We start from the raw sequence: 23,224 nt of genomic DNA, 5'->3' as shown, positions 1-23,224 counted from the left end.
GGTGTGCCCGCACGCCATGAAAGAACGCGGGGTCACGCACCGCCCGTTCCGGAGCTCCGGAACGGCAGTACGTGACCCCGCGTTGCAGGGCGGAAACGACTAGTGTCCGGCAGCCGGAACGTAGCGCTTGATGGAGGCCTCGAGCTCGGCCTCGGCGGCGGCGCGGTCGCCCCAGCCCTCGGCCTTGACCCACTTGCCCGGCTCCAGGTCCTTGTAGCGGGTGAAGAAGTGCTCGATTTCCCTGATCAGGAACTCGCTGACGTCGCTGATTTCCTTGATGTGGTCAAAGCGCGCATCGGTCGGCACGCAGAGGACCTTGGCGTCGCCGCCGCCGTCGTCGGTCATGTTGAAGACGCCGATCGGGCGGGACTCGACGATTACGCCGGGGTAGAGGTCGAAGTCCTGCAGGAGCACCAGCGCATCCAGCGGATCTCCGTCCTCGCCCAGGGTGTTCTCGAAGAAACCGTAGTGGGTGGGGTACTGCATCGACGTGAAAAGGACGCGGTCCAGGCGGACGCGGCCGGTCTCGTGGTCGACTTCGTACTTGACGCGCGATCCCTTGGGGATCTCGATAGTCACGTCATGCTTCATGGAATGCTCCTTGACGACTTCAGGGGGTGCGCGGCACGTGCATAAAGGCTGTCGGTGCCGCCGACTACTATTGAGGATATAGCGAGAGGCGCTGGTTTCAGGAACTAGTGGGGACATTTCAGGACTATAAGGACCAGCAGAAGCATGAAACCGAGAACCAGCCCCGAGGGCACCAGGCCGGTGCCCGGCAGGCGTCGGGGGATCCTCGTACTGCTGCTCCAGACCCTCCTGGTAACGGCCGTGGCACTGCCGGCCGGCATCGCCGTCGCCCCGGCTTTCCTCGGCCCGGACCGGTCCCCGGGCGCATCCCGGGCAGCCCCGCCCTGGCAGCAGGTTCCCGCCACACTGAGCGATCCCAACGGATCAGACGGGATCGGTCCCCTCACTGATACCGCACCCGTTCCCGCCGGCGCCGCCCTCGCGGACAGGCTCAACGAGACCCTGAAGACCGACGGCGGCGGCACCTTCACCGGGATCGTCCAGGACGCCACCACGGGGCAGGTGCTCTTTGACCGGTCCGCCGACGAGGCCCGCATTCCGGCGTCGAATATGAAGCTCCTCACAGCCGGCGCGGCCCTGCGCGTCATGGGCCCCGACCACCGCTTCAGCACGCGGGTCTTGGCGGGACCCACGCCCGGGTCGGTGGTGCTAACCGGCGGCGGAGACGTGCTCCTGGGTACGGGCGAATCCGATCCCGGGGCGGTCCTGGGCCGTGCCGGGCTGGCCACGCTCGCCCAGGCCACCGTCCGGGCACTCCAGGACGGTGCCGCTGGCAGCGCAGCCACGGGCACCGTGCGCGTCCTGCTCGATGACTCCCTCTTCACCGGACCGCCGCTCCGACAGGCCTGGAGTCCCGAGGACGTCGCCGCCGGCGAAATGGCCCCGGTGTATCCGCTGGCACTGAACTCGGCCCGGTTCGATCCGGCCAAAACCACCGGACCCCGCCCGCAGGACGCCGCCATGACCGCCGCCGAGGCCTTCGCCGCCCGGCTCACGGCGGCTGCCGCGTCCGCGGGGCTGACCGTGGCACCGGGCGTCGCCCGCGTTCAGGCCGGTGCCACGCCGGACAGTGCCCACGCGAAAGTCCTGGCCGAGGTCCAGTCCGCCACGGTGGGGCAGCAGGTGGACCTCATGCTGCAGACTTCGGATAACTACCTCGCCGAGGTGATGGGACGGATGACCGCCCTCGGCGCCGGCCGGCCCGGCAGCGGCGACGACGCCATCGCCGCTGTGCTGCAGCAGGTCAAGGACCTGGGCGTTTCCACGGATGCCCTCCGGGCCGCGGATGTCTCCGGCCTGGCCCCGGCCGACCAGGTCTCGGCCCGGCAACTCACGGACGTGGTCCGGGCCATGACCTCCGGCTCGGACACCAGGCTGCGCGCCGCCCTCGCCGGTTTCCCGGTCGCCGGGCTCACCGGCACCCTGGGGGACCGGTACACGGACGCCGCGACGGCCGCCGGGGCGGGGCTGGTGCGCGCCAAAACAGGCACGTTGAACACGGTCATAGCGCTCAGCGGGTACGTCGTGGACGCCGACGGCCGGCTGCTGGTCTTCTCCTTCGTGGGCAACGGGCTGACCCCCGGCGCCGCGAACAAGGCCGCCCCGGACCGCTCCGCCTCCGTCCTGGCCGGCTGCGGCTGCCGCTGACCGGCGGAGTGCCGCCCTGAACCTGCGCCCGGCCGATTCAACTCTCGGGTTCGCCGGCCGGTTCGCCGGTCAGCGAAAATTAAGGCGGATTGTCGGGGCCCTGTGATCTGATGGACCCCATGGAGTCCTCTGCGAGCGAGACATCAGGCAAGACATACTCAGGCAAGACAAACACGGGCAAGACAAACACAGGCAAGACAGACAGCAAGCCGTACGGCACGACCTCAGGCGGCACGCCGGTCCAGGCCCAGGATCTGATCAACTGGGAGCTTGCCGCCTCGACGGCCGCGCGCCTGACACCGGCCGGTCCCGTCCTGAGCGCTGCCGAGATCGGCGCCGCCGTTGAGAACCTGCGGCTCATGGCGGACATTTCCGTGCCGCACGTCCACGACATCACCGGCCTCGACGCCGCCCGGGACCTGCGCGATTCCGAGGTCCTGGTGGTGGACCGCGCCTCCTGGGCCAAGGCCAACACGCAGAGCTTCGCCGTCATGCTCGGGCCCGCCATGGAAAAGATGCTCGAGGGCCGCGGCACCCTCAACCCCGGAGCCGCGAGCGTCAGCGGTGCCATCACCGGCAGCCAGCTCGGCGCCATCCTTGCGTTTCTCTCCAGCAAGGTCCTGGGCCAGTACGATCCCTTCTCCGCGCTCGCCGAGAACTCCACGGCCCCCGCTGCCGGCCGCCTGCTGCTCGTGGCGCCGAACATCATCTCCGTGGAACGTGAACTGAACGTCACCCCTGCCGACTTCCGGCTCTGGGTCTGCCTCCACGAACAGACCCACCGGGTGCAGTTCGCCGCCGCCCCGTGGCTCCGGCACCACATGCTGGACGAGATCGAAAACCTCAGCGGCCAGCTGCTCGGCAACGTCGATTCCCTGATGGAACGGGCCTCCGCGGCCGCGAAGTCATTGAAGGACCGCGCCGCACCCGGCGCCGCCCCCGGCAGGGGCGCCATCCTGGACCTGCTCCAGAACCCGGAGGAACAGGCCGCCCTGTCCCGCCTGACCGCGCTCATGAGCCTGCTCGAGGGCCATGCCAACGTGGTCATGGACGCCGTGGACGCCAGCATCGTTCCCTCGGTGAAGACCATCCGGCAGCGCTTCAACGCCCGCGGCAAGGATCGCGGCATGATCGAAAAATTCGTCCGCAGCCTGCTCGGCCTCGACGCGAAGATGCGCCAGTACAGTGACGGCTCCAAATTCGTCCGGGAAGTAGTGGACGCCGTCGGCATGGAAGGTTTCAACAAAGTCTGGGAGTCCGCTGACCGGCTCCCCACCGAAGCCGAGATCCACGACTCCAAGCTCTGGCTCGACCGGATGGGCCTCTAGCGGCCATGACAGCCCGTAACCCCGCCGGTTCGTCGTCGGTGTCCAGCGGCCGACGCCGGCCCCGCCGCCTGGCGCCCGTGGTCGGCACCGCGCGGAAAATGCTGCAGGACGCGCTTGGCGCCGCCGGCTACCCGGAACGTGTCCTGGTCGCCTGCAGCGGAGGCCCTGACTCGCTGGCCCTCGCGGCCGTCGCCGCCCACTTCGGCCGCCGGGGCCATGTCGACGGCCACCCCGTGTCCGTGGGCGCCGTCGTGGTGGACCACCAGCTCCAGCCCGGCTCGGCCGCGGTCGCCGCAACCACCGCCCGGACCCTCGAGGACCTCGGGCTCTCTCCCGTGCAGATCCGCACAGTCGACGTCTCCGCCACCGGCATGGGCCCGGAGGCGGCCGCCCGGGACGCCCGCCACGCGGCCCTCGACGCCGCCGCGGACGAGGCCGGCGCCGGCGTGATCCTGCTCGGCCACACCCTCGATGACCAAGCCGAGCAAGTGCTGCTTGGCCTGGCGCGGGGCTCCGGCACCCGGTCCCTCGCCGGGATGCGGCCCTCCCGGGGCCGGCTCCTGCGCCCCTTCCTGGGCCTGCGGCGCGCGGACACCCTGGAGATCTGCCAGGCGGAGGGCTTGGAACCCTGGCACGACCCGTCCAACACGGATCCCGCCTACGCCCGCTCCCGGACCCGGGTTGAGGTGCTGCCCCTGCTGGAAGACAAGCTCGGCCCCGGCGTCGCCGAATCCCTCGCCCGCACGGCCGCGATCCTGCAGCTCGACGCCGACTACCTGGAGGACGTGGCAAACGACACCTTTGACCGGCTGCAGGAGCAGGACGGGGAGGAAATCAGCCTTCCGGAGGCGGCGCTGCGGGACCTGGCCCCGGCCGTGAGGTTCCGGGTGATCGCCAAGGCCGCCGCCGCCGTCGGCGGTCAACAGCCCAGCTACCAGCGCCTGCTTGCCGCCGAAGCGCTGCTGCGCCGGCGGGGATCGGCCGGCCCGGTGGAGCTTCCCGGCTCGGTCAGCGTCTATCGGCTCTCGCTCTCGCAGCTCCTGGCGGAGCAGCCGTCCGCCGCCGGCGGCGTTCCCCGGGAACCCGCCCGCTGTGGGAAGCTTGTATTCCGGCCTCAACAGCCGCCCCGAAAATAGTCGCACCCCGCATCTACACAGGAGCCATTGGTGGATTCAAACGACGTCCAGGCAGACCTCAAGCACGTTCTCTACACCAAGGAACAGATCCAGCAACGGATCACCGAACTCGCGGCGCAGATCGACAAGGACTACGAGGGCCGCGATCTGCTGATCGTCGGCGTGCTCAAGGGCGCCGTGATGGTCATGGCAGACCTCGCCCGCGCACTGCACAGCCACGTCTCCATGGACTGGATGGCCGTGTCCTCGTACGGCTCCGGCACCCAGTCCTCCGGTGTGGTCCGCATCCTGAAGGACCTCGACACCGACCTCATGGGCAAAGACGTCCTGATTGTCGAGGACATCATCGACTCCGGCCTCACGCTCTCCTGGCTCAAGACCAACCTGGAATCCCGCGGCACCGCTTCGGTGGAAATCTGCACCGCGTTCCGCAAGCCGACGGCCGCGAAGGTCAAGATCGACGTCAAGTACGTCGGCTATGACATTCCCAACGAGTTCGTCGTCGGCTACGGCCTGGACTACGCCGAGAAGTACCGCAATCTGGACTTCGTCGGCACCCTGGCGCCGCACGTATACGAATAGATCGTTCACGCGGAGACGCCCCCGCCCGGGACCGGGCGGCGGGGCGCCGCGTCCCGCTACGCCCACAGGGAACTTTTGCACTTCACCGTGCGTGAGTTAGTGCGACGGTGTATAGCTAGAACCTGATGCAGCACCACACGCGCGCAGAACGGTCGCCGTGCAGCACTACCAGGAGGGACGGGGCCAGCCCCGAACAGATGAAAGCTAAGAGTTTCTTCAAGGGCCCGGGCATCTGGATTGTCGTCGTGGTGGCCATGCTGCTGCTTGCCTTCGCCACTCTGGCGCCGGGCGGCGCAAGCCGGATTGACACCGACAAAGGCCTTGAACTGCTGAATTCCGCCGGCAAGGTTGAACAGGCCAAGATTTTCGACGCCGAGAACCGCGTGGACCTGGTCCTGAAGGACAACCTGCAGGTCGACGGGCAGGACAAGGGCAAGAACGTCCAGTTCTACTTCGTCAACGCCCGTGCCCAGGACGTCGTCAAGGCGGTCACGGATGCCAAGCCGTCGGGCGGTTTCACGGACCAGCCGATCGAGAACAACTGGTTCTCGGGGCTCTTCTCCCTGCTGGTGCCCGTGCTGCTCCTTGGTGTCCTGTTCTGGTTCCTGCTTTCCCGGATGCAGGGCGGCGGGTCCAAGGTCATGCAGTTCGGCAAGTCCAAGGCGAAGCTCGTCAACAAGGACATGCCCCAGGTGACCTTCAGCGATGTCGCCGGCGCCGATGAGGCAGTCGAGGAACTTGAGGAGATCAAGGAATTCCTGCAGGAGCCGGCCAAGTTCCAGGCCGTGGGCGCCAAGATCCCCAAGGGCGTGCTGCTCTACGGCCCTCCGGGCACCGGCAAGACCCTCCTGGCCCGCGCCGTCGCCGGCGAGGCCGGCGTGCCCTTCTTCTCCATCTCCGGGTCCGATTTCGTGGAAATGTTCGTCGGTGTGGGCGCCTCCCGTGTCCGCGACCTGTTCGAACAGGCCAAGTCCAACGCACCGGCCATCATCTTCGTCGATGAGATCGACGCCGTCGGCCGGCACCGCGGTGCCGGAATCGGCGGCGGCAACGACGAGCGCGAGCAGACCCTCAACCAACTGCTGGTTGAAATGGACGGCTTCGACGTCAAGACCAACGTCATCCTGATTGCCGCCACCAACCGGCCCGACGTCCTGGACCCCGCCCTGCTGCGGCCGGGCCGCTTCGACCGGCAGATCTCCGTCGAGGCCCCCGACCTGATCGGCCGCGACCAGATCCTGCAGGTGCACGCCAAGGGCAAGCCGATGGCGCCCGGCGTCGACCTCAAGGCCGTCGCCAAGAAGACCCCGGGTTACACGGGCGCGGACCTCGCCAACGTCCTGAACGAGGCCGCGCTGCTGACGGCGCGCTCCAACGCCAACCTGATCGATGACCGCGCGCTGGACGAGGCGATCGACCGCGTCATGGCAGGCCCGCAGAAGCGCAGCCGGGTCATGAAGGAACACGAGCGCAAAGTCACCGCCTACCACGAAGGCGGCCACGCCCTCGTCGCGGCGGCCCTGCGGAACTCCGCCCCGGTCACCAAGATCACCATCCTGCCCCGCGGCCGGGCCCTGGGCTACACCATGGTGGTCCCGGAAAACGACAAGTATTCCATCACCCGCAATGAGCTGCTCGACCAGATGGCCTACGCCATGGGCGGCCGGGTGGCCGAGGAACTCGTCTTCCACGACCCGTCCACCGGCGCGTCCAACGACATCGAGAAGGCCACCGGGATCGCCCGCAAGATGGTCACCGAGTTCGGCATGAGCGAACGCGTCGGCGCGGTGCGCCTCGGCCAGGGCGGCGGCGAGCCCTTCCTGGGCCGCGACGCCGGCCACGAGCGCAACTACTCCGACCAGATCGCCTACATCGTCGACGAGGAGGTCCGGCGCCTCATCGAGGGCGCCCATGACGAGGCCTACGCCATCCTGACCGAAAACCGGGACGTCCTGGACCAGCTGGCGCTGGAACTGCTGGAACGCGAAACCTTGAACCAGGCCGAAATCGCCCAGGTCTTCACCAACATCCGCAAGCGTGATTTCCGCGAGGTCTGGCTCTCCAAGGAGACCCGCCCGATCCTGTCCGCCGGCCCGGTGGAATCCCGCCGGGAGAAGGCCGAACGCGAAGCGCAGGAGGAAGCGACCCAGGCACGGCTCGAAGAGCCGCTGGACGCCCGGCCGCCGCACGCCCAGGGTGTCCCCGGACAGGAGTCCTTCGAAGGAGGAGCCGGCGGCGTTACCGATATCGGGACTGACGGCCTTCCCAGCTAGGCTTCTTCTGTGACTTCTAACTTCGACGACGACGTTCCCGCCCCCGCTGCCCCTTCGGCGGGGGACGGGGAAGCCCAGCATCCAAGCACCCAAGTGGACCGCCCCCGGATCGAGGCGGCCGTGCGGGAAATCCTGCTGGCCATCGGCGAGGACCCGGACCGCGGGGGACTCCTGGACACCCCGAAGCGGGTGGCCAAGGCCTATGCCGAAATGTTCGCCGGCCTGCACCACGACCCCGCGGAGATCCTGGCCACCACGTTCGACCTCGACCACGAGGAACTCGTACTGGTCAAGGACATCCCGTTCTACTCCACCTGCGAGCACCACCTGGTGCCGTTCCACGGGGTGGCGCATGTGGGCTACATCCCCTCGCACGACGGCAAGGTCACGGGACTGAGCAAGCTGGCCCGCGTGGTGGACATGTTCGCCCGGCGCCCGCAGGTCCAGGAACGCCTGACCACCCAGATCGTCGAAGCCCTCGTCACCCACCTCAAACCGCGCGGCGCGATCGTCGTCGTCGAATGCGAGCACCTGTGCATGTCCATGCGGGGCATCCGCAAGCCCGGCGCCAAGACCGTCACCAGCGCAGTGCGCGGGCAACTGCACGACCCGGCCACCCGCGCCGAAGCCATGAGCCTCATACTCGGAAGGTAAGTAAACAGACTATGGACTCCCTAGCTGCAGCCCCAGGGACCGGCCCCGCAACCTCGCCCCTGCCCATCCTGCGCAAACCGCGCCCGGCAGCGAAGTTCCAGGACCTGCCCGCGGACCGGACACTCGTCATGGGAATCCTGAACGTCACCCCCGATTCCTTCAGCGACGGCGGCGACTACGCGACGCCGGACACCGCGATCGCGGCGGGCCTGCGGATGTTCTACGCCGGGGCGGACATCATCGACGTCGGCGGCGAATCAACCCGTCCGGGCGCCACGGCGGTCGGCGTGGACGAGGAACAACGCCGCGTGCTGCCGGTTATCGAGGCCCTGGTCAAGGCCGGCGCCCTGGTCAGCATCGACACCACCCACGCCGCGACGGCGGCCGCCGCCCTGAAAGCCGGCGCCGCGATCATCAACGACGTCTCCGGCCTGACTATCGAACCGGAAATGGCTGAACTGGCCGCCCGGACCAAGGCGCCCTATATCCTGACGCACCGCCGCGGCGACGCCAGCACCATGAATGACCTCACCGACTACGATGACGTCGCCCGGGACGTCGTCGCCGAACTCGCCGGCGTCCGCGACAAGCTCTACGCCGCAGGCGTCAGCCCGGAACAGATCATCGTGGACCCGGGGCTGGGCTTCGCCAAGAACGACGTCCAGAACTGGGAACTCCTGCAGCGCCTGGACGTCCTGCAGGCCATGGGCCACAAGGTCCTCGTGGCCGGCTCCCGCAAGCGCTTCCTCGGCAGCCTCCTGACCGTGGCCGGCAAGGCCGCCCAGCCGGTTGAACGCGATGCCGCCACCGCCGCCATGACCGCCATCAGCGCCTTCCGCGGCGCCTGGGCGGTGCGGGTGCACGACGTCGGCCCGAGCCTGGACGCCGTCAAGGTCGCCGCCCGCATGGCACCCCCGGCACCGGCCGCCGCCGGCACCAACTGATCCGGCCGGCGTCATGGACCAGATCACGCTGCGCGGCGTCACCGCCGTCGGCCATCATGGAGTGTTCGACTTCGAGCGCCGCGACGGCCAGCCGTTCGTCGTCGACGCGGTGCTGCACCTTGACTTCAGCAAGGCTGCAGCGTCGGACGACGTCCTGGACACCGCACATTACGGCGAAGTCGCCGGCTGCATCCGGGACTGGATCACGGGAGAGCCGCTGAACCTGATCGAGGCACTGGCCGTGCGGATTGCCGACGATGTCCTGCAGAAATTCCCCGTGGCCGCCGTGGATATCACCGTGCACAAGCCGAAGGCCCCGATCGAGGTAGAGTTCGGCGATGTCTCCGTCAGCGTGCATAGGAGACGGACATGAGCCCGCTCTACACCCGCGCGGTGATCGCGCTCGGCAGCAACCTGGGGGAGCGCAGCGACACGCTGTCCGCCGCCGTCGCCGATCTCGTCGACCCGCCGGAAGTGCGCCTCCTGGCCATCTCGCCGATCGTCCAGACGAAGGCCGTGGGCGGCCCGGCGGACCAGCCCGACTTCCTCAACATGGTGATTGCGGTCGAGACGTCCCTGCCGCCGCGCGAACTGCTGCGGCACTGCCACGACGTGGAACAGAAGCACCTGCGGGTGCGTGAGGTCCGGTGGGGACCGCGGACCCTGGACGTGGACATCATCACCTACGGCGACGTGGTGAGTTCCGACCCCGAACTCACCCTGCCGCACCCCCGGGCCGCGAAACGGGCGTTCGTGCTCTACCCGTGGTCACTGATCGATCCCGCGGCGGAGCTCAACGGCCAACGCGTGGGCGAGCTCGCCGCCAAAGCCGACGATTTCGCCGACCTCGCACCGTTTGACGGCTTCCGGCCCCCGGCCCCCGCGGACGTCACAGGCGCGGACGCCGCCGGCGTCCCCGATACGGTGGACCGGCCGTGAAGCTGACCAACCCCCTGCTCCTGCTGGCAATTGCTGTGGTCCTGGCCGTGGCGGGCTGGTTCGCCACCGTGATGGCCGGCCGCTACAGCCTGGCCACCCCCGTCCTGCCGCTCACCGGGCTGCTGACTATGGGCGTGATCGTGGTGCTCACCCTCGTGCTGGGCATCCGCGTCCTGCGGTGGCGCAACGGCAAGAAGAAGAAGATCCTCAACCCCATCCTCGCGGCGTGGACCCTAGTCCTGGCCCAGGCCTGCGCCTACACCGGCACGGTCCTGCTGGGCTGGCACGCGGGAATCGTGATCGAGCAGCTGCGGCTGTGGAACCTGCGCAGCAACCAGGACATCACCTGGCAGGCCCTTGCGATGGCCGGCGGCGGGCTGATCATGGTGGTCGTCGGACTGGTCGTCGAGCGGTTCTGCCGGATTCCGCCCGAGGACGGCGACACCGAATCCGGGCGCGAGGTGCAGGGAAAGCGCAGCAAGCCCTCTGCAGAAGGCGAATATGCCTACCGAAGCGATTGACCCGCCGGGCATCGAATGGCTCAGGGTGTCACCGAAGTACGTCACCGTGCGCCTCGCGGAGTGGGCGCTGGGCAACCTGATCGCAGTGGTCCTGCTGTCGCTTCCCCTGGTGCTGGTGCTGAACGGCGCCTGGACGTGGCCGCCGCTTTGGCTGGCCGTTGCCGTTCCCGCCGTCTGGCTGCTGCTGGCCGTCTGGCGGCTCGTCCTGATTCCCCGGCAGGTGCGTTCGATCGGCTATGCCGAGCGTGACGATGACCTTCTGATCCGCCGCGGGATCTTCTTCCAGCGCACCCTCGTGGTCCCCTACGGGCGGATGCAGTACGTGGACATCGCGGTGGGACCCGTCGAACGCCCCTTGGGCCTGTGCACCCTGAAGCTTCACACGGCGTCCGCCGGGACCAACGCCGAGATCCCCGGCCTGCCCGCCGGCGAGGGAGCCCGGCTCCGCGAACAGCTGTCCGCCCGCGGCGAAGCCCGGCTGGCCGGGCTGTGACGGGAAGGCCATGACGGCATGGCGCTGACACCGGAGGGTCTCCCGGCGGCGCGGGAGCCGGGAACCGGCCCCGGTGCGGGAGAGACCGGTACCGCCGGTGGAACCGGCCCCGGTGCGGGAAACACCCGTACCGCCGACGCCGGCTGGCTGCGCGTCCACCCGGGATCGCCGTTCGTCCGCGGCTGGGTGGCAGTGGCCGCGCTGTTCTTCTTTTTCGGACGGGACTCCTTCGAACGGCTGCTCCAGGGCGGCCCGGTCTTTGACGAGCGGTTCGCCGGCCGCGCGCCATGGTTGCTGCTTGGCGGCGGGACGCTCCTGCTTCTGACCGTGCTCGGCTTCGTCCTGAGCTGGTACTTCACCCGCTACCAGGTGGCGGACGGGTACGTCCGGGTCAACACCGGGTTCCTGTTCAGGCAGCAGCGCCAGGCCCGGCTGGACCGGGTGCAGGCAATCGACGTCGTCCAGCCCCTGCTGGCCAGGATTTTCGGTCTGGCGGAACTCAGGTTCGAAGTCGCCGACGCCGGAGAATCCGCTGTGCACCTGGCCTACCTGCGTGCGGACGAGGCCCGCCAGCTCCGCGCGACAATTCTCGCCGGGGCCTCCGGTGCCTCCGGGGGGACGCTGTCGCTGTCGGAGGCGGCGGAAGCGGGGCAACGGGAGGCAGCCGCTGTGGAGGCTCCGGAACGGACCGTCCTGACCGTGCCGCCGTCGCGCCTGATGGGCTCAGTGCTTCTGAGTGAACAGGGCCTCGCCATCGTGGCCGGCGGCGTCGCCTCCGTGGTGCTGTCCGCCGTCACCGAAAACCGCAGCTTCACGGTCTTCCTGATCCCCGCAGTGATCGGGCTCGCCGCCGCCTACTGGTCCTCGTTCAACAAGGGCTACAACTTCACCGCCGCCGTTTCCCCGGACGGCATCCGGCTGCGCTACGGCCTGCTGGACACCCAGGCGCAGACCGTGCCTCCGGGCAGGATCCAGGCCTTGAAGATCACCCAGCCGCCGCTGTGGCGGTTATTCGGCTGGTACCGGATCCAGATCAATGTGGCCGGCTACGGCCTGGCCGGAAGCGCCCGGGAGGGATCCCACCGGACCACCCTGCTGCCGGTGGGATCCCTCACCGACGTCCTGAAAGTCCTCTCCCTGGTGCTCCCGGACCCCGGAACCGCGGATCCGGCGGGCGTCTTCACGGCAGGGATCAACGGACTCGCGGGCCCGACCGGAACACCGGACGCCGGAACGCCGGACACCGGAACACGGGAAGCGGGGGCCCGGCAGGACGCCGACGGCGGCTTCGTCACCACGCCGCGCCGGGCCCGGCTTCTGGCACCGCTGGGCTGGCGGCGGAACGGCTTCACCGCAACGGAGACCGCACTGCTCCTGAGGTCCGGGCGGTGGTGGCGGAACCTCGTTGTGGTGCCGCACCAGCGCACCCAGTCGATGGCGCTGCAGCAGGGGCCGCTCGCCCGCAGGTTCCGGGTGGCGGACCTGGTCCTGCACACCACCGCGGGCCCGGTCGCCCCGCGGCTCATTCAGGCCGGCCTCGACGAGGCCCGGGCCCTCCTGGATGCCCAGGCCGCCCGCGCCCGCGCCGCACGCAAGCGCCAGACGAGCGAACACTGGATGGAACCAACCACGCAGCCCGCGCAAACACCCGCACCAGACACTCAGGAAGGCCCGCATCATGGCTAAACCAGGACGCCTCGGCGTCGGAATCATCGGCGCAGGGAAGGTCGGTGCCGTCCTGGGTGCGGCGCTGCGCGGAGCCGAGCACGCCGTCATTGGGGTGTCCGCCGTGTCGGACGCCAGCCTCGAACGCGCCGAAACACTCTTGCCGGGCGTGCCCATCCTGGAAGTGCAGGACATCGTGGAGCGCGCCGAACTGGTCCTGCTCGCCGTGCCGGATGACGCCCTCGGCCCCCTCGTGGACGGCCTTGCCAAGCTGGGCGCCTGGCAGCCCGGCCAGCTCGTAGCGCACACCTCCGGGCGATTCGGCGTCGGGATCCTGCACCCGGTCCGCGCCGCCGGCGCCGTGCCGCTCGCCCTGCACCCGGCCATGACGTTCACGGGCATGAGCCTGGACCTCACCCGGCTCCTGGACTGCACCTTCGGCGTCACGGCCGACGCCGCGATGCTGCCGATCGCCCAGGCACTTGTCGTCGAAATGGGTGCCGAACCCGTCGCTATTGCAGAAGCCGACCGCGTCCTCTACCACGCTGCCCTGGCGCATGGCTCGAACCATCTGGTCACGCTCGTGGCGCAGGCCTCGCAGCTGCTCCGCGACGTCGGCGTCGAAGCCCCGGATCGGATGCTGGGCCCGCTGCTGCGCGCCACGCTGGAGAACGCGCTCGCCTCCGGCGAATCGGCCCTGACCGGGCCCGTGGCCCGCGGCGACGCCGGCACGGTCGCCGCCCACGCCGGTGCCCTCCGCGAGTACGACGGCGGCTCGGGCGGCGATATTCTGGAGGCGTACCTGGCCATGGCCCGGGCGACAGCCCGCCGGGCAGGAAGCCGCGGGCTCTTGAAGCCGGACCAACTTGATGGCATCGAACAGGCGCTCCGCGGCCCCGGCCAGAACGGGACGCGCGCCCCGGAAGGACCCTGACATGGCAATCCAACTCGTCACCACCGCTGCCCAGCTCCGCGCCGCAAGCGCCCGGCTGCTGGCGCAGAAGGGCGGCACATCCCAGGGGCTGGTGCCCACGATGGGCGCCCTGCACGAGGGGCATGCCCAGCTGGCCCGCACCGCCGTCGTCCAGAACGACGTCGTCGTGGCCAGCATCTTCGTCAACCCCCTGCAGTTCGGCGAGGCCGCGGACCTGGACCGGTACCCCCGGACGCTGGAGGCCGACCTCGCCCTGCTTGACGCCGAAGGCGTTGACCTGGCGTTCGCGCCGGCCGTGGAGGAGGTCTACCCCGGCGGGGAGCCCCTCGTGCGGATCACGGCGGGGCCCCTGGGCGAAAAGTGGGAGGGTGCGTCCCGGCCCGGACACTTCGACGGCGCCCTGACCGTCGTCGCCAAACTGCTCCACTACGGCCTGCCGGGTGCCGGGCTTCCCGGCGGAGGCCAGCCGGCCTACCGCGCCTACTTTGGCCAGAAGGATGCCCAGCAGCTGGCCCTGGTCCAGCGCATGGTGGCGGACCTGAATTTCCCGGTGGAAATCGTACCCGTGCCGATCGTGCGGTCACCGGATGGGCTAGCGCTGTCCAGCCGCAACCGCTTCCTCACCGAGGACGAGCGCGGGGCCGCCCTCGTCCTCTCCCGGGCGCTGCGGCTCATCGAGAAGCGCGCCAACGCCCATCAGCCCCTCGACGTCGAGTCCGCGCAGGCACTGGTCCGGTCCCAGCCGCTCGTGGAACTGGACTATTTCGAGGTCGTGGATCCGCGCACCCTCGAACCCCTCGCGGAGAACTGCAGGGAAACCCCGTTCCGCGGCGAAGCGCTGGCAATCCTCGCGGCCAAGGTCGGCCCGGTGCGGCTGATCGACAACGTGCCGCTGAACGCCTGACACCAGCCGGACCAGCAAACAGCAACGTGGGGTCAGACACGTCCGTGCCGATGGGCAGGATGTGACCCCGCGTTGCTTTTCCGGCGGCGGAATTCTGCTCCCGGTGACGGGAATGCGCCCAGGGCTTAGACTGTTGCAACCTGCAGCAGCGCCGACGCTCGCCGGACCCACACCCAACTCCCTGAGGGAATTCCCATGTCAACAGACGTCTCTTCCAACACCGCCGGCGCCCCCGCGCCGGGCGCTGGTCCCGCCAGCCCGGGACCGACGCCGGCCGCGCCCGCCTCAGCCCCCGGGCCGGCCAAGATGTCGCGGGAGTCCGTCACCATCATCGTGACGTTGCTGGTGGCCACCTTCGTGGTCATCCTGAACGAAACCATCATGAACGTCGCGCTGCAGCGGCTGATGGTGGACCTCGGCGTCACCGCACCCACCGTGCAGTGGCTGTCGACCGGTTTTATGCTCACGATGGCGGTCGTGATTCCCACCACCGGGTTCATCCTGCAGCGGCTGTCCACCCGTGCCGTGTTCCTGCTGGCCATGGGGCTGTTCTCTGGTGGCACACTGCTGGCCGCCGTCGCCCCGGGCTTCGAAGTCCTGTTGCTGGCCCGCATCGTCCAGGCCGGCGGCACGGCCATCATGCTGCCGCTGCTCATGACCACCATCCTCACGCTCGTGCCGCTGGAACGCCGCGGCGCCGTCATGGGCAACGTCAGCATCGCCATCTCGGTGGCGCCGGCGCTCGGCCCCACAGTTTCCGGCCTGATCCTCCAGCACTTTTCCTGGCGGTTCATGTTCGTCTTCGTGCTGCCGATCGCGCTCGCCGCACTGGCCATCGGGGCCAGGTACCTGACCAACATCGGCGAGACGGAGAAAACCCGGCTTGATGCCCTCTCGGTGGTGCTGACAGTCCCGGCGTTCGGCGGCCTCGTGTACGGCCTCAGCCAGATCGGCGGCGACGCCGGATCCCGCACTCCCGCCGTGCTGGCGCTGGCCGTCGGAGTGCTGGCCCTGGCGGCGTTCGTCCTGCGCCAGCTGAAGCTGCAGAAGAGCGAACGGCCCCTGCTGGACCTGCGCGCGTTTACCTTCCGGATGTTCACGGTGTCGGTACTCCTGCTGGTCGTGGCCATGGTCGCGTTGTTCGGCGCGGTAATCCTGCTGCCGTTGTACCTGCAGGAAATCCGCGGCCTGAAGTCACTCGAGACCGGCCTGGTGCTCCTTCCGGGCGGCCTCGCCATGGGCCTGCTGGGGCCCTTCATCGGCCGCGTTTTCGACAAGGTCGGCCCTCTGCCACTGACGGTGACGGGCTCGGTCATGATGGTGCTGTCCCTGTGGCAGTTCTCCATGCTGGACGCCGCGTCACCGCTGGGGTGGATCATTGCCCTGCATGTGACCCTGAGCCTGGGCCTCGCGCTCGTATTCACCCCGGCCTTCACGACCGGACTGAACCCGTTGCCCCCGCACCTGTACTCTCACGGCTCGGCCATCATGAGCACCCTGCAGCAGGTGGCCGGCGCCGCCGGCACCGCGCTCCTGGTCTCGATCTATGCGTTCGTGGCCGCAGCCTCGGGCATGGTGGCCGGCATGCATGCGGCGTTCCTGACGGCGGCCGTCATAGCGCTCGGCGCCGTCGTGCTGTCCGCCATGATGCGCAAGACCGCAGGCGCGGCACAGCCCGTCGCCCACTAGCCGCAATTAACAAGCAACGCGGGGTCACCTCGCGGCCATGTCCGGACGTCCGGGCCGGGCGCGAAGGATCCCCGCGTTGCTTGGTGGGTGTTGGTGGCCGGGAATCAGCCGGCGTAGAACGCGCTGAGTTCGGCGATGAGCTTGTCCGGTGCCTTGTTGACGCCGTCGTGGCCCATGCCCGGCAGGATCGTGTAGCTGGATCCGGAGAGGACGTCGTGGATCTGGGCGCAGGCCACGCCGAAGTAGGCAGGGCTCTTTTCGCCCACGATGATCAGCGTCTCCAGCGGCAGTTCCAGGAACGGCTCCGCCGGCATGTCCGCCGCGATGATCGCCTTGATCTCCCGCACACCGGTCTGCATAAGGTCGCGCAGCTGCTTGCCGATCGGGGTGCCCGCCGAGAGCTTGTTCGCCAGCGTCAGCATAGACAACGGCATCCGGGACAGGGCGCTCCCGGTCTCCAGGCCCTTGAGCAGGACGGCGAGGGCGCGGTCGTCGTCGCCGGCCGCCGTCGCCCGCTCGTATTCGGGCGTCCAGTCCGCCGTGACGCTGTGGTTGACCGACACGGCGGGGTCGTAGACCGCCAGGCGTTCCACCGGCAGGGTGCGGGCCGCGTGCAGGGCCACCGCGCCGCCGAAGCTGTGGCCGAAGACGTCCGTGCTGGAGGTGTGCTTCATGACGGCGTCGAGGTCGTGGATGTCCACGTCCAGGGTGTAGTCCTCCGGCTGCGGGGAGGACGAGCCGCGTCCGCGCCGGTTGAAGGTGTGCACCGGCCGGCCCAGCGACGCGCTGAGCTTCTGCGCGAAACGCGTGTAATCGGCGGCCGTCACCATCGAGGCCGGCACGACGACGATGCCCGAGCCCGCCGAGGCGAGCTCGGCGCCCGTGCTGAAAAGCTCGATCGTTCCGCCGTCGGGGGTTCTGATGTTCTCGCGGGTCATGCTCCGAGCCTAGCCGAGCACGCGCCGCCATGCAGTAGACGGTGCACTAAGTCCCGGTGCTAGTTGCCCAGACGGCCGCCGGAGACCTCGAGGTAGCAGGCGCCGCAGAGCGACTCGTACCAGACGTCCTGGCCGTCGATTGCCACCTGGTCACCGTCGAAAACCACATGATCCCCGATCCGGCGGGTGTTGAAGATGGCCTTCCGTCCGCAGCGGCAGATGGTCTTGAGCTCTTCGAGGGTGTGCGCAATTTCCAGCAGCCGCAGCGAACCGGGGAAGGCCCGGGTCCGGAAGTCGGTGCGGATGCCGTACGCCAGCACGGGGACACTGTCCAGGACCGCAATGCGGAAGAGGTCGTCCACCTGCGCGGGTTCCAGGAACTGCGCCTCGTCCACCAGCAGGCAGGCCACGGGCGAGGTCTCCACGTGCTGCAACAGGGCATCGGGATCGTCCCCATGGGCCTGGGCCGTGAAGAGCTCGCGGGCTGACGCTCCGGCGGGGATCAGGAAGTCCACCGAACGGGTCATGCCGAGGCGGGACACGACGTCGGCGTCGCCCTTGGTGTCCACGTCCGGCTTGGCCAGAAGCACCCGCTGCCCGCGTTCTTCATAGTTGAACGCCGCCTGCAGCAGCCCCGTGGATTTGCCGGAGTTCATGGCTCCGTAGCGGAAATAGAGCTTGGCCAAGGGGGTCCTTTCGAAAGGGTCGCCCCCGATTCTAACGGCAGGCCGCGCTAGGGGCCCGTCAGCGGCCCGGCCCGGGCCGCCGCGTGCGGCCGGGGATCCGCCCGGGGATGCGCCCGTAGATGCCGGGCATGCCGCCAGCCATTGTTCCGGGAATGCTGCCCATCCCTCGGCCGGTCGCCGTGGGCGCAGCACCGGGACCGCCGAGGAGGAACCGCGCTGCCCGCAGGGCCAGCCTGTTGCCGGGCCGGATGGGGCCTTCGTGGAGTTGCCCGGGAACGACGGCGAAGGTCAGCGCCGGGACGGCGGCGGCGAGTTGGCGGCCGGTTTCGGCGAAGTACGCCGGGCTCCAGCCGCCGCTGAGCATCAGCGTGGGGGTGGTGATGGAGGTGAAATCGGCGACCTCGGCGTCGGCGTCCAGCACGGCCCGCATCTCGGCGACGGCCGTGGGCAGGAGTTCCCGCATTTCGGCGCCCAGGCTGGTCCTCGCCGAGAGGATGCTCAGCATGCGCAGCGCGCCCAGCGGCAGCCGGGACACCGGACCGGCCGTCTCCAGGCCCTGCACCAAATGCGCCCAGGCCTCGTCAAGCTTGCCGGCGGCCACCGACCGCTCAAGCTCGGGCCGCCAGCGCCGGTTGAGGTTCCCCGAAAGGCTGACGGCCGCGTCATAGGTCACCATCCTGCGGATCGGCACGCTCCGGGCGGCCTGGAGGGCCACAAACCCGCCGTAGCTGTGGGCCACGACGTCGCTGGCGCCGGTCTCGCGCAGCACCGCCGCCAGGTCGGCCACCTCCGTGGCCGCCGAATAGTCTGCCGGCTGGGGGGAGGAACCGGCGCGCCCCCGCCGGTTATAGCAGTGCACCGGCCGGCCCAGCAGCCGGCTGAGCTTTCGGGCAAAGGGCCGGTAGAGCGCATCGGTCACCAGCGTCCCGTGCACGACGACGACGCCGGATCCAGCGCCGGGTGCGGCGACCGCGGCGGCCGATCCGCCTGGCCCGGGCGCCTCCGGACGGAACGTATGCAGCTCGAGGTGCCCCTCGCCGTCGTCGGTCTTCACGGTCCACGTCTCCACAGCCCTGAGTCTATTCCCGCACCCGGACTGCGCAGTCACCGCCCGGCCGAAGCTGCCGGCACCTGGCCGGGACCTGACCGGACGGAAATCGACGGTAAACTTGGGGATTGTGACTTCCCAAAACACCCCTGCCCCGCACAACGCCGCCGAGCCGCACGATGCCAGCGAACAGACGCGCATCCGCATGGAGAAGCGCGCAAAGCTGATCGAACGCGGCGTCGAGGCTTATCCGGTGGGTGTCGAGCGTACGCACTCGCTCACGGAAATCCGCGAGAAATACGCCCACCTGCAGGCCGACGAAACCACCGGCGACGTCGTCGGCGTGACCGGCCGCATTGTCTTCGTCCGCAACACGGGCAAGCTCTGCTTCGCCACCCTCCAGGAGGGCGGCCTGGACGGCAAGGCGGTCCGGCTGCAGGTCATGCTGAGCCTGGCCAACATCGGCGAGGAGGCGCTCGCGGACTGGAAGTCCCTCGTGGACCTCGGCGACCACGTCTTCATCACCGGCGAGGTCATCTCCTCACGCCGCGGCGAGCTGTCCGTCATGGCGGACTCCTGGACCATGGCCTCGAAGGCGCTGCGCCCGCTGCCCGTGCTGCACGCCGGGCTGAACGAGGAAACCCGGGTCCGCCAGCGCTACGTGGACCTCATTGTCCGTGACGAAGCCCGCGAGATGGTTTACACCCGCGCCGCGATCACCCGCTCCATCCGCGAAACCCTGCACCGCCAGGGCTACGTCGAGGTGGAAACCCCCATGCTGCAACTGGTTCACGGCGGCGCCACGGCCCGTCCCTTCGAGACGCACATGAACGCCTTTGACCAGAAGATGACCCTGCGCATCGCCACCGAGCTCTACCTCAAGCGCACGGTGGTCGGCGGGATCGACCGCGTCTATGACATGGGCCGGGTCTTCCGCAACGAGGGCGTGGACTCCACCCACAGCCCCGAGTTCACCACCTTGGAGTCCTACGAGGCCTGGGCCGACCAGTTCGTCATGGCGGACCGGATCAAGGAGATCATCCTGGACGCCGCCGACGCCGCCGGCGTGGGCCGGGTCCTGCAGACAGAGGCGGGGGAGATCAACCTCGACGGCGACTGGGCCTGGATGGCGGTTTACCCGGGGCTCTCCGAATTCGTCGGCCAGGAAATCACCCCCGACACCACGGTCTCCGAACTGCTGGAACTGGCCGCCAAGCACGAGGTCAAGGTCGACGCCGCCTGGGACGCCGAGAAACTCGTCGTCGAGCTCTTCGGCGAGCTGGTGGAGCCCACTCTGCTCAACCCCACGTTCGTCTACGACTATCCGCCGTCCGCCCAGCCTCTGGCCCGCCACCACCGCGAGGACGGCCGCCTGATCGAGGCCTGGGACCTCATCATCGGCGGCATGGAGCGCGGCACGGCCTTCTCCGAACTGATCGACCCTGTGATCCAGCGAGAACGCCTCACCGAACAGTCCCGCCGCTCCGCCGCGGGCGATGTCGAGGCCATGCAGCTGGATGAAGACTTCCTCCGCGCGCTCGAGTACGGCGCGCCGCCCATGGGCGGGATCGGCCTGGGCATCGACCGCCTCGTCATGCTCTTCACCGGGGCCGGCATCCGCGAGACCATCCTCTTCCCCCTGTTGAAGCCTGAAGGACACTGAGCATGGACTACATCGCCGTATTGGTGCCCCCCATCGTGGTGGGCCTGCTTTTCTGGTTTGCCATGAAATCCATATTCAATGCCGATAAATCGGAGCGCCAGGCAGAAGCCCGCGCTCAGGCCGAAGCGGACGCTCGAGCGGAAGCTCAAAACCCGGGACGGGATTCCGGGCCCGCCAGGGGCTAATTCCCCTGAATGGAGCAATAGCCCCTATTGCTGTGAGCGGGTTTCCTTTGACCGGAGTTATACGCTTTGACTCTCTGCTGTAACCCGGAGGATACTTTTTACAGATACATCCTGCTTTTCTAAACGCTCGTCCTTTTGGAAAGAGAGTCATTTATGGCACAGAAAGTGAAAATCATCCTCGTTGATGATCTGGATGGGGGATCCGCGGACGAAACTGTCCGGTTTGGCCTGGACGGCGTGAGCTATGAAATAGACCTGTCGTCCGGCAATGCGTCAGACCTGCGTTCCGCGTTGGAGCGGTTTGTGGGGCACGCACGCAAGACATCAAGCGGCCGCGCCACGCGCACCAAAATTTCAAGCGGGCGGAATCAGGACTCTGCCCAGATCCGTCAGTGGGCACGGGACAACGGCTATGCGGTAAACAGCCGCGGACGTATCCAGGCTGAAATTCAGGAAGCCTACCAAAAGGCTAATTCCTAGTCCGGACCCCCGCGTCAGGGCCAGTATCAATGGCCCTATCAAGTCTGCGCATCAAATGCTAATGCCCCCGTTATCTGACGGGGGCATTGCTATGCCGACGGCGGTATGTGCGGAACGGCGGCCCGGGCACTCCCGGCGGGGCGGCCGGCGCCGACGACGCCGCTGCGGGGGTGCCGCCGGACCGTCCCCAGGGGCCCGCGTCTGCGCTCCCCCGGCCGGCCGCAGGCGGGATCCGTGCGGCATCCGGACAGCGTCCGCGCCCGGGAGCGCAACCCTTCGGTTTCCCCTGTGGCGAACAAGCCCCAAATCTGGAACCCGGGCACGTAGCATCAAAGTACGTCGTAGCTAGGAGTGTGGCGAAATGTTTGAGCGATTTACGGACCGTGCCCGTCGCGTAGTTGTGCTTGCCCAAGAAGAGGCACGCATGCTGAACCACAATTACATTGGTACCGAACACATCCTCTTGGGTCTGATCCATGAGGGTGAAGGTGTTGCTGCCAAAGCCCTTGAATCCTTGAGCATTTCGCTCGACGGTGTCCGCGAGCAGGTGCAGGAGATCATCGGCCAGGGCCAGCAGGCCCCGTCCGGACACATCCCCTTCACCCCGCGCGCCAAGAAGGTCCTGGAGCTCTCGCTGCGCGAGGCCCTGCAGCTGGGCCATAACTACATCGGAACCGAGCACATCCTCCTCGGCCTCATCCGCGAGGGTGAAGGTGTGGCCGCCCAGGTGCTCGTCAAGCTCGGCGCCGACCTCAACCGGGTCCGCCAGCAGGTCATCCAGCTGCTGTCCGGCTACCAGGGCAAGGAGTCCACCGGAGCCGGTGTCGGTTCCAGCCAGGCCGAGGGCACCCCCGCGGGCTCCGTCGTCCTGGACCAGTTCGGCCGCAACCTGACCCAGGCGGCGCGCGAGAACAAGCTGGACCCGGTGATCGGCCGCGAGCAGGAAATGGAACGCGTCATGCAGGTCCTTTCCCGCCGCACCAAGAACAACCCGGTGCTGATCGGCGAACCCGGCGTCGGCAAGACCGCCGTCGTCGAAGGCCTCGCCCAGGCCATCGTCCGTGGCGATGTCCCGGAGACCATCAAGGACAAGCAGCTGTACACCCTGGACCTCGGGTCCCTCGTGGCCGGCTCCCGCTACCGCGGTGACTTCGAAGAGCGCCTCAAGAAGGTTCTCAAGGAGATCCGCACCCGCGGCGACATCATCCTGTTCATCGATGAGATCCACACCCTGGTGGGTGCCGGTGCCGCCGAAGGCGCCATCGACGCGGCCTCGATCCTGAAGCCCATGCTGGCCCGCGGCGAGCTCCAGACCATCGGTGCCACCACGCTGGACGAATACCGCAAGCACATCGAAAAGGATGCAGCGCTGGAGCGCCGCTTCCAGCCGATCCAGGTCAAGGAACCCTCCGTTGCACACGCGATCGAGATCCTCAAGGGCCTCCGCGACCGGTACGAGGCGCACCACCGCGTCACCATTACCGACGGCGCCCTCGCCTCGGCCGCGGCCCTGTCCGAGCGCTACATCTCGGACCGCTTCCTGCCGGACAAGGCGATCGACCTGATCGACGAGGCCGGTGCGCGGCTGCGCATCCGCCGCATGACCGCTCCGCCGGAGCTCAAGGTCATGGACGAGAAGATCGCCGCCATGAAGCTGGAGAAGGAATCCGCGATTGACGCGCAAGACTTCGAAGGTGCCGCGTCGCTGCGTGACAAGGAGCAGAAGCTCATTGCCGAACGCGCCGAGAAGGAACGCCAGTGGAAGACCGGCGGCATGGACGACATCTCCGAGGTTGATGAGGATCTCATCGCCGAGGTGCTGGCGAATTCCACCGGCATCCCGGTCTTCAAGCTGACCGAGGAGGAGTCCTCGCGCCTGCTGAAGATGGAAGACGAGCTGCACAAGCGTGTGGTCGGCCAGGAC

General features: G+C 68.4%; 23 protein-coding genes. 19 read left to right on the top strand and 4 right to left on the bottom strand.

The window, feature by feature from the left end; translation table 11 throughout:
• Nucleotides 1-99: 99 nt before the first annotated feature.
• The gene (locus BLR03_RS18635; RefSeq protein ID WP_091255519.1) at nucleotides 100-591 is read right to left on the bottom strand and encodes an inorganic diphosphatase; all 492 of its coding nucleotides are present in this window, start codon (nucleotides 589-591) and stop codon (nucleotides 100-102) included.
• Between the two features lie 144 nt (nucleotides 592-735).
• Between BLR03_RS18635 and dacB the strand changes: the two genes are divergently transcribed.
• The 15 genes from dacB (at nucleotide 736) to BLR03_RS18560 (ending at nucleotide 16,300) form a co-directional block, all read left to right on the top strand.
• Entirely contained in the window at nucleotides 736-2,238 is a 1,503-nt protein-coding gene (gene dacB / locus BLR03_RS18630; RefSeq protein ID WP_091255516.1) for a D-alanyl-D-alanine carboxypeptidase/D-alanyl-D-alanine endopeptidase, read from the top strand.
• A 110-nt stretch (nucleotides 2,239-2,348) separates the two neighbouring features.
• Nucleotides 2,349-3,566, top strand: coding sequence for a zinc-dependent metalloprotease (locus tag BLR03_RS18625; protein ID WP_254788589.1), 1,218 nt, complete (start codon nucleotides 2,349-2,351; stop codon nucleotides 3,564-3,566).
• A gap of 98 nt (nucleotides 3,567-3,664) precedes the next feature.
• Nucleotides 3,665-4,702: a tRNA lysidine(34) synthetase TilS gene (tilS, locus tag BLR03_RS18620; RefSeq protein WP_175460615.1), complete on the top strand. Its 1,038-nt coding sequence runs from the start codon at nucleotides 3,665-3,667 to the stop codon at nucleotides 4,700-4,702.
• 30 nt (nucleotides 4,703-4,732) lie between these two features.
• Complete coding sequence (gene hpt / locus BLR03_RS18615; RefSeq protein WP_091255514.1) at nucleotides 4,733-5,284, top strand: hypoxanthine phosphoribosyltransferase; 552 nt, start codon at nucleotides 4,733-4,735, stop codon at nucleotides 5,282-5,284.
• Nucleotides 5,285-5,481: 197 nt separating this feature from the next.
• Entirely contained in the window at nucleotides 5,482-7,557 is a 2,076-nt protein-coding gene (gene ftsH, locus BLR03_RS18610; RefSeq protein ID WP_091255512.1) for an ATP-dependent zinc metalloprotease FtsH, read from the top strand.
• 9 nt (nucleotides 7,558-7,566) lie between these two features.
• Nucleotides 7,567-8,211: a GTP cyclohydrolase I FolE gene (folE, locus tag BLR03_RS18605; RefSeq protein WP_091255510.1), complete on the top strand. Its 645-nt coding sequence runs from the start codon at nucleotides 7,567-7,569 to the stop codon at nucleotides 8,209-8,211.
• 11 nt (nucleotides 8,212-8,222) lie between these two features.
• Complete coding sequence (gene folP / locus BLR03_RS18600) at nucleotides 8,223-9,155, top strand: dihydropteroate synthase (protein ID WP_091255508.1); 933 nt, start codon at nucleotides 8,223-8,225, stop codon at nucleotides 9,153-9,155.
• A gap of 13 nt (nucleotides 9,156-9,168) precedes the next feature.
• Entirely contained in the window at nucleotides 9,169-9,528 is a 360-nt protein-coding gene (gene folB, locus BLR03_RS18595; RefSeq protein WP_091255506.1) for a dihydroneopterin aldolase, read from the top strand.
• Nucleotides 9,525-10,094 (top strand): 2-amino-4-hydroxy-6-hydroxymethyldihydropteridine diphosphokinase, encoded by a 570-nt coding sequence (gene folK, locus BLR03_RS18590; RefSeq protein WP_091255504.1) that lies wholly within the window; start codon nucleotides 9,525-9,527, stop codon nucleotides 10,092-10,094. The genes folB and folK overlap by 4 nt, the downstream gene beginning before the upstream one ends.
• Nucleotides 10,091-10,615 (top strand): DUF3180 domain-containing protein, encoded by a 525-nt coding sequence (locus BLR03_RS18585; RefSeq protein WP_091255503.1) that lies wholly within the window; start codon nucleotides 10,091-10,093, stop codon nucleotides 10,613-10,615. The genes folK and BLR03_RS18585 overlap by 4 nt, the downstream gene beginning before the upstream one ends.
• Nucleotides 10,596-11,108, top strand: a complete 513-nt coding sequence (locus BLR03_RS18580; protein WP_091255502.1) for a PH domain-containing protein — start codon at nucleotides 10,596-10,598, stop codon at nucleotides 11,106-11,108. The genes BLR03_RS18585 and BLR03_RS18580 overlap by 20 nt, the downstream gene beginning before the upstream one ends.
• Nucleotides 11,109-11,126: 18 nt before the next feature.
• The gene (locus tag BLR03_RS18575) at nucleotides 11,127-12,794 is read left to right on the top strand and encodes a PH domain-containing protein (RefSeq protein WP_091255501.1); all 1,668 of its coding nucleotides are present in this window, start codon (nucleotides 11,127-11,129) and stop codon (nucleotides 12,792-12,794) included.
• The gene (locus BLR03_RS18570; protein ID WP_091255500.1) at nucleotides 12,787-13,707 is read left to right on the top strand and encodes a Rossmann-like and DUF2520 domain-containing protein; all 921 of its coding nucleotides are present in this window, start codon (nucleotides 12,787-12,789) and stop codon (nucleotides 13,705-13,707) included. The genes BLR03_RS18575 and BLR03_RS18570 overlap by 8 nt, the downstream gene beginning before the upstream one ends.
• A gap of 1 nt (nucleotide 13,708) precedes the next feature.
• A complete protein-coding gene (panC, locus tag BLR03_RS18565) occupies nucleotides 13,709-14,611 on the top strand; it encodes a pantoate--beta-alanine ligase (protein WP_091255498.1) in 903 nt (300 codons plus the stop codon).
• 195 nt (nucleotides 14,612-14,806) lie between these two features.
• Entirely contained in the window at nucleotides 14,807-16,300 is a 1,494-nt protein-coding gene (locus BLR03_RS18560) for a DHA2 family efflux MFS transporter permease subunit (protein WP_091255497.1), read from the top strand.
• 104 nt (nucleotides 16,301-16,404) lie between these two features.
• Here BLR03_RS18560 and BLR03_RS18555 read toward each other — a convergent pair whose 3' ends face one another.
• Genes BLR03_RS18555 through BLR03_RS18545 form a run of 3 tightly spaced genes read right to left on the bottom strand, consistent with a single transcriptional unit; the run spans nucleotide 16,405 to nucleotide 18,993 of the window.
• Nucleotides 16,405-17,238 carry an alpha/beta fold hydrolase gene (locus BLR03_RS18555; protein WP_091255496.1) on the bottom strand — a complete coding sequence of 278 codons (834 nt, stop codon included), beginning with the start codon at nucleotides 17,236-17,238 and terminating at the stop codon, nucleotides 16,405-16,407.
• A 59-nt stretch (nucleotides 17,239-17,297) separates the two neighbouring features.
• Nucleotides 17,298-17,924, bottom strand: a complete 627-nt coding sequence (locus BLR03_RS18550; protein WP_091255494.1) for a thymidine kinase — start codon at nucleotides 17,922-17,924, stop codon at nucleotides 17,298-17,300.
• A gap of 58 nt (nucleotides 17,925-17,982) precedes the next feature.
• Entirely contained in the window at nucleotides 17,983-18,993 is a 1,011-nt protein-coding gene (locus BLR03_RS18545) for an alpha/beta fold hydrolase (RefSeq protein ID WP_091255493.1), read from the bottom strand.
• A gap of 109 nt (nucleotides 18,994-19,102) precedes the next feature.
• On the opposite strand from BLR03_RS18545, the gene lysS reads away from it, so the two are divergent.
• The 4 genes from lysS to BLR03_RS18525 form a co-directional block, all read left to right on the top strand.
• Entirely contained in the window at nucleotides 19,103-20,635 is a 1,533-nt protein-coding gene (gene lysS / locus BLR03_RS18540; protein ID WP_091255490.1) for a lysine--tRNA ligase, read from the top strand.
• 2 nt (nucleotides 20,636-20,637) lie between these two features.
• Nucleotides 20,638-20,820, top strand: a complete 183-nt coding sequence (locus BLR03_RS18535) for a hypothetical protein (protein WP_091255488.1) — start codon at nucleotides 20,638-20,640, stop codon at nucleotides 20,818-20,820.
• A 153-nt stretch (nucleotides 20,821-20,973) separates the two neighbouring features.
• Nucleotides 20,974-21,300: a histone-like nucleoid-structuring protein Lsr2 gene (locus BLR03_RS18530; RefSeq protein WP_091255487.1), complete on the top strand. Its 327-nt coding sequence runs from the start codon at nucleotides 20,974-20,976 to the stop codon at nucleotides 21,298-21,300.
• 361 nt (nucleotides 21,301-21,661) lie between these two features.
• Nucleotides 21,662-23,224: Clp protease N-terminal domain-containing protein (locus BLR03_RS18525; protein ID WP_139184599.1), on the top strand; the 1,563-nt coding region annotated here is incomplete at its 3' end.

This window comes from Arthrobacter sp. ok909 (genome assembly GCF_900104405.1).
In the GTDB taxonomy this organism is placed as follows: Bacteria; Actinomycetota; Actinomycetes; order Actinomycetales; family Micrococcaceae; genus Arthrobacter; species Arthrobacter humicola.
The sequence above is the reverse complement of the archived record's forward strand: the minus strand, read 5'-3'. Positions and strand labels throughout refer to the sequence as shown.